At 44.5% G+C, this 6,250-nt stretch carries 6 protein-coding genes; 3 read left to right on the forward strand and 3 right to left on the reverse strand.

Going from position 1 to position 6,250, the window contains the following annotated elements:
- Both QUB70_RS03165 and QUB70_RS03170 read right to left on the reverse strand, forming a co-directional pair.
- Window positions 1-998 (reverse strand): WD40 repeat domain-containing protein (locus QUB70_RS03165; protein ID WP_332978282.1); only part of this gene is annotated, 998 nt, incomplete at its 3' end.
- A gap of 1 nt (window position 999) precedes the next feature.
- Window positions 1,000-2,436 (reverse strand): NACHT domain-containing protein, encoded by a 1,437-nt coding sequence (locus QUB70_RS03170; protein WP_332978283.1) that lies wholly within the window; start codon window positions 2,434-2,436, stop codon window positions 1,000-1,002.
- 292 nt (window positions 2,437-2,728) lie between these two features.
- Between QUB70_RS03170 and QUB70_RS03175 the strand changes: the two genes are divergently transcribed.
- Window positions 2,729-3,361 (forward strand): ATP-binding protein, encoded by a 633-nt coding sequence (locus tag QUB70_RS03175; protein ID WP_332978284.1) that lies wholly within the window; start codon window positions 2,729-2,731, stop codon window positions 3,359-3,361.
- Window positions 3,362-3,415: 54 nt separating this feature from the next.
- Window positions 3,416-4,135, forward strand: a complete 720-nt coding sequence (locus tag QUB70_RS03180; protein WP_332978285.1) for a response regulator transcription factor — start codon at window positions 3,416-3,418, stop codon at window positions 4,133-4,135.
- A 248-nt stretch (window positions 4,136-4,383) separates the two neighbouring features.
- On the opposite strand, the gene QUB70_RS03185 is transcribed toward QUB70_RS03180, so the two are convergent.
- Window positions 4,384-5,346: a glycosyltransferase family 9 protein gene (locus tag QUB70_RS03185; protein ID WP_332978369.1), complete on the reverse strand. Its 963-nt coding sequence runs from the start codon at window positions 5,344-5,346 to the stop codon at window positions 4,384-4,386.
- Window positions 5,347-5,515: 169 nt separating this feature from the next.
- Between QUB70_RS03185 and ispD the strand changes: the two genes are divergently transcribed.
- Entirely contained in the window at window positions 5,516-6,208 is a 693-nt protein-coding gene (ispD, locus tag QUB70_RS03190) for a 2-C-methyl-D-erythritol 4-phosphate cytidylyltransferase (protein WP_332978286.1), read from the forward strand.
- The last annotated feature ends 42 nt before the right edge of the window (window positions 6,209-6,250 follow it).

Raw genomic sequence — 6,250 nt, forward strand, 5'->3', positions numbered from 1 at the left:
TTTACTGAGTCGCTATGACCTTTGAGAGTAAACAGTTCCTTTCCAGTGGTTAAATCCCAGACTTTGACGGTGTTGTCCCACGAACCAGAAATCGCCTGTTTCCCATCCTCCGTGACGGCGACTGCATTTACTGAGTCGCTATGACCTTTGAGAGTAAACAGTTCCTTTCCAGTGGTTAAATCCCAGACTTTGACGGTGTTGTCAAATGAACCAGAAATGGCCATTTTGCCATCAGCAGTGACGGCGACTGCATTTACCCAGTCGCTGTGACCTTCGAGAGTAAACTCTTCCTTTCCGCTTGTTAAGTTCCAGACTTTGAGAGTGTTGTCCGATGAACCAGAAATCGCCCCCTTGCCATCAGCAGTAACAGCAACTGCATTTACTGAATAGCTATGACCTTTGAGTGTAAACTGTTCATCTCCAGTTGTTAAATCCCAGACTTTCAGGCTGTTGTCTCCTGAACCAGAAATCGCCCGCTTGCCATCAGCAGTAATAGCGACTGCATTTACCGAGTTGCTGTGACCTGTGAGGGTGCGTAGCAATCCCCTGCGAGGGGGAGTTAAACAGGGTGTCAAAGGACGCAACCAAGGTGCTGCTTTCCACTGCTTGGCTACCTCCAGCATTGCTTGAATCTGAGGCATTTCAAAGTACAGTAAGCGCCCTAACAATTGTTCCGCCAGTTTGGTCTTATCTGCATCCAAAATATCGGCTGACATCCACAGTGCCGCTTGAATCAAGTTCAGGGCTTTCACTTTTTCTGGGTTGTACTCTGGGTAAGTTACTGCTTTGGAAGCATCAACCAAATTAAAATCATCAATAAGTGCCTGCACCCCAAACTCAGGATGCTGAATCTTTGCCATCAGGAAGTTAAAATCAGTCAGTTTTTGATAATACTTTTCTAAATTACCGGACTTGACATGATTTGGCAGTAAGCTGCCCAGATAAGCACGTTGATAGAAAAGTGGTTTGGCCGCTAACTTGTCAGCAAATTCTCCCATCTCACGCCATCCCCTGTTCTAAATACTCAGCAATCCGTTGATTTACTTCCCGAAAAATTCTCCGATTTGAATCCATCTCCCGTTTAGCTTTCAGAAAGTCAAGGAAACTAGCATGATAAATGGTATAGCAGATTTCTCCTTCTACATTCTGCTTTTTCAAATACTCAACCCACTCATCTTCTAAAACCTTTCCCACATCGCATTGATCCACCTTGGCAATTCCAGCAATCATGTCGCAGGGAATGGGCGTGGCAATCTCTAGCAAAATATACAAGACAATCTCCATCAATTGCCCAGGCTTAGCATCTATCCCCATTCGCACCCAATGGTTTTGATAATATTCTTGCAGCCCATCGGGCAATTGCCTTAAACTCAAATCATTGTAATCACCGTTAGCAATTGCCGGCAAAACATACCGCAAATACATAAAATTATTTTCGCTTTTATTTGCCACTTCCTCGACAAAAGTTGTATCGGGAACCTTGCGGGTTTGAATCCAGTTTTTCAGACCATCTTTATAGTCAGAATCGGTATTTATAACAAAGCGAATATATTCTTTTATATCCTCCTGATTGAAGTTAACATACTTTTCGTCTCTTAAATCTAACTCTTTTTCTGGAACATCTACTAACAGCCGCTTTTTATCGAGGCTATAGGGTCGCCTAGTCAGCAGAAAATATACATGATTGGGCAGATTTTTCGGTAAATGTAAAAGATTTCCTCCCGGTTCTTGTTCGACTTCATCTAGTGCATCAACTGCAATTACCAAACGATCGGCCGCCGTGAGTTTTCCCGCCACCTGTGCCAGTAAAGTTGGTAAATCGGCGTCTTCTGAACTTGGCAATTGATAGCGGTCAATTAATTGCCGACGAATGCTCTTCAAAAACAATTCTGGTCTGTTGCGACGTTCGACGAGAATATTGAAATAGCAGGGAGACTTATGTTCCCAGACGTATTTGGCAACGATCGAGCTTTTGCCCATTCCCGCATCCCCGACGATCGTAAAATAACCGTGAGGATTGTCGGTGATAAATTGCTGAAAAGTCTCAAAAACAAATTGGCGTCCGCAAAACCTCCGAATTTTTTCTTCTATTAACGATCTAAATTCTTCAGGGTAGGGAGATGAGTTAGAAGCTTGGGTAGCAACTACTGGTTGTGATAGTTGATAATACTTCTGTATCAATTTAGTCTGCAGAATCTTCAACTTTCCTGCACCTTGTTGGTCAGAAAGGTCAGGGAAGCTCTTTGAAAATTTCTTGTAAATCTCTCCCAGTCGCTGTGTTACAGCAGCTTCTGATATGCTGAATTTTACTGAAAGCTGTGCCTGATTGAGGGGTGTTCTTTCAGCAGAAAAGAGTGCGGCTAATAATGTTTCTGTTTGTTCCATCGATAATTCATGTCTCCCAGATTCGCCTCTAAGGAATTCTTGCCAATCCATCTAGGTTAACCCCTAATTTAACTTTATTACAACTTACCCGTCATGCACTTAAATCATCCTGAGCCTTGTCAAGGATCTCTTAGACGGCTGGGATGCTTCGCAGTCCTGAGCCTTGCGAAGGATAGGGACTCTGCATGACAGTAGTTTAATTATACCTTGAGTATACTTTGATTATACCGACCTCTAATAGACCTAACTTTATACCTCTGGTCAACTTCAATCAATTAAAGTGATGCCATGATTTAATCAGAAGCACAAAAGCAATTTTTGATAAACATTGGAGGTTAGTCAAATGAATTTGAACTTATTCGGCAACTCGCACGGTGACGAAGATTTTAGCGAAATTGATGAAATAGGCAAAATAGGTATAAAACTTATTGGCAAAATTGCCGATGAGCTAAGTTATACCCGCACGTCTGCTGGTCGAAACTGTCTGTTAATTGTCAAATATTTTCAGCCTGGTATAGTACCACCCGAACCTAGCACTCAAGCGGATTTTTTTAAGCGTGCGATCGACGTTTTAGACAGTTTTAACTGGCTTCAAGAGCAACGAACTCCCCCATCCGATCGAAGTTATAACCAGCCTCTTCACAAGATAAAGCTTCAAGTAAGTAGCGAACTCAAGGCTGTTACTCAAGTTTTATGGTGGATTGAGCAGTTAGAGCCTTTACCCATTCCCGAAGAAGTTTTGCAGCTTTGTAAACTTGCTGCGATCGAGGGTTTTGTCCATGCTGTTCGCCATACTCACCAAAATCTGTCATTGGAAACTCCGAAAATCGAGCTGGCGATCGCAGTCTTTAACGAACGCCTAGAGATCGAAATATGGGATTGGGGCAAGCCTTTTGACCTCAAGACAAAGCTGAAAGAAGAATTGCCCGAAAAAACTTTGTTTAGTTGGAACGACCTGGGCTTTACTCTTCACTAAAGCTGTTCAGAAATTGCCAGTTGTCCATTAACAAGAGGAAGAAATATTTTTGTTATGGTTGTTGATACTACCCCCAAGATTCTGGTTGTGGATGATGACCCAGCCATCCGCAATCTAGTTCATCGCTTTTTGAATCAGAAATATCAAGTAGATTCGGCAGGAGATGGCGAGACGGCTTTAGAATTGTTTGAGAAATTAAAGCCACTGCTAGTAGTTCTTGATTGGAATTTGCCGGATACTACAGGCTATCACCTCTGCCAGGAAATGCAGCGCCGTACTAATGTTTTTGTGATCATGCTCAGCAGCCGCACAGACGAAGCTGATAAACTTAAAGTCCTCTCCGCCGGTGCTGATGACTATATCTGTAAACCATTTGGTCTAGCGGATTTGGCCATTCGTATAGAAGTGGTGTTGAGACGCATGAGGCCTGTGACTCCATCACGTATTGTATTCGATCAATTCGCGATCGATTCAGCACGTCGGGAAGCAACACTCAACGATCGCCTTGTCAAGTTAACAGCCTTGGAATTTAAGATATTATATTTTTTGGCAAGTCATTCTGGTCAATCTTGGAGTCGCCAACAGCTAATCGAAAAAATTTGGGGGTGGAACTGCAACGACACAGGAGAAGAGAACGTTGTTAGCGTACATATCGGTCAGATTCGCAAGAAAATGATTCAAGCTGATGCTAGTGGATCGCAGTTTATTAAAACTATTCGGGGTTACGGTTACAGGTTCGATCCGCCTGATCGCACTGCAATGGCAATTTCCTAAGCTCATCGGCATTAACCACGTTATAAAACAAAACGTCTAATTTAGAGCTTTATTGCTTGATACAAATAAGTAAATACCGATGGTGAAAGTTGAGAGTGCGGAATGTAGGTTGCAGCAGATGATGGATGCTTTGGAAGACTAACATCGAGTTTTAGATCCTCGACTTCTTTCCTCGTCCATCGGGCCTGGAAACCAGCTAAATTGTAGGGACACGGCAGTGCCGTGTCCTGACTTAGATATCCTAGTTTTTAGCCGCCCCAAACCTTCTTTAAAACATCTTGAGGAGAGATGTCTGCCATTTTGCCAGTAGGAGATTTAATGCCGAAAAATCGATCGCTCTTTGGCAGCAATTTTGCCGGGTCAGTCGGGCCGAACAAAGCTATTGTATAAGTTTGAACCGCCACAGCTAAGTGCATCGGCGCACTGTCAGTACATATCATCAAATTAGCAGCAGCAATTGTCGCCGCCAACTTGCCGACATCATCCGGCGAGATAACTTTTACATTCGGACATAACTCGACTAACTTTGTCACGAAGTCTGCATCTTCGGGGCCTTTTACAACAACAACGGGCAAATTCGGCTGGCGCTGCTGACAGTCTTCAATTATTTGCTTCCAGTTGTCTGTAGGGTAAATTTTGTCAATACCTTTAGACACAGCTAATTGACTAGAACCGCCGTGAATTAGAATGTAACCGCTTTCTTTGATGCCCAACCGCTGCTGTTCGGATTCCGCCCACTGAATGTCCTGTTTTGGTACATTAATTGCCAGTGGCGGACAAGGATTTGTAATGTTAAATCCTTGCAGCAAATCGTGGTACATTGAAGCCGCGTACTGTTCAGTTTTCAGCGGTACGGCAGCAGTGAGAAATCGAGCGCCGTTGGTTCCTGAATAGCCAACTCTCTGCGGAATGCCGGTCAGCCACAGCAGAATTCCTACAGTCCACCGCTGGCCTAGGGAAATAACTGCTTCGTATTCGCGATCGCGAATTACGCCCAGTAAATTGCCCAAATCTGCCATAGCGTTGCGGTCTTTGAAATTGTACGTCAAGACTTCTTTGACGGACTTGCAGACTCGGTAAGCGCCCTTCGCCCTCGGTTCCACGATGACATCAATTTGCGCCTCTGGATAAGACTGCTTGAGGTCATCGAGGGTGGGGAAAAATAAAATTTGGTCGCCAATTCCGCCAGGGACAAGTGCTAGTATTCGCATCATAAACGATCGGCTATTATCTATCGAGGTAGCTCTGTGCGATCGGCCTTCAACTATCAGCTTATAGTATTTCTAGACTTTAAAAGCTACTGGCTGACAGCTAAACAACTGACCCAAAAGTACAGGACGCTCTTAATATATACCTAGTTGGGTGAAGAAGGGTTACTTAATGCACTTATTAATTCCTGCGGCGGGTTCGGGGCGACGGATGGGGAGTCAGCGGAACAAACTGCTGCTGACTTTGCTCTCTAAACCTTTGCTGAGTTGGACTTTGGCTGCTGCTGAAGCTTCGCAGCACATTAGCTGGATTGGCATCATGGGCCAGCCAGACGATTTTCCTGATTTTAAAGCAATTCTGAGCGATTTATCTTTGGTTAAGCCCGTGGAACTGATTCAAGGTGGCGCCACCAGGCAAGAGTCAGTTTACAACGGTTTGCAGGCTTTGCCTCCCAATGCCGATCGAGTGTTGATTCACGATGGCGCGAGGTGTTTGGCAACTGCTGAATTGTTCGATCGAGCGGCCTCGGCCCTCTTGACCTGTCCCGGCTTGATTGTCGCCGTCCCGGTCAAGGATACGATTAAGGTCGTAGATGAGCGCCGGATCGTGCGAGACACCCCGGAAAGGAGCAATTTGTGGGCGGCGCAGACTCCCCAAGGATTTGAAGTGAAATTGTTAAAGCAGTGTCACGAAGAAGGGCGACAGAAACGTTGGGAAGTTACCGACGATGCAGCTTTGTTTGAAAAATGCGGTTTGCCAGTGCAAATTGTCGAGGGAGAAGAGACGAATTTGAAAGTCACAACACCCGTTGATTTAGCGCTAGCTGAATTTATTCTGCGGCAGAGAACAGATCGGAGTAAATAGAATTTGTTGAGTATTTTTAAGAACGGGCAAGATGCCCGTTCC

This window comes from Microcoleus sp. A003_D6 (assembly GCF_036702825.1).
Taxonomy (GTDB): domain Bacteria; phylum Cyanobacteriota; class Cyanobacteriia; order Cyanobacteriales; family Microcoleaceae; genus Microcoleus.

What these genes read in the sequence shown, in the direction of transcription:
- QUB70_RS03170 (WP_332978283.1), bottom strand. Translation starts at nt 2,436, where the DNA reads ATGGATTGGCAAGAATTCCTTAGAGGCGAATCTGGGAGACATGAATTA.
- QUB70_RS03175 (WP_332978284.1), top strand. Translation starts at nt 2,729, where the DNA reads ATGAATTTGAACTTATTCGGCAACTCGCACGGTGACGAAGATTTTAGC.
- QUB70_RS03180 (WP_332978285.1), top strand. Translation starts at nt 3,416, where the DNA reads ATGGTTGTTGATACTACCCCCAAGATTCTGGTTGTGGATGATGACCCA.
- QUB70_RS03185 (WP_332978369.1), bottom strand. Translation starts at nt 5,346, where the DNA reads ATGCGAATACTAGCACTTGTCCCTGGCGGAATTGGCGACCAAATTTTA.
- ispD (WP_332978286.1), top strand. Translation starts at nt 5,516, where the DNA reads ATGCACTTATTAATTCCTGCGGCGGGTTCGGGGCGACGGATGGGGAGT.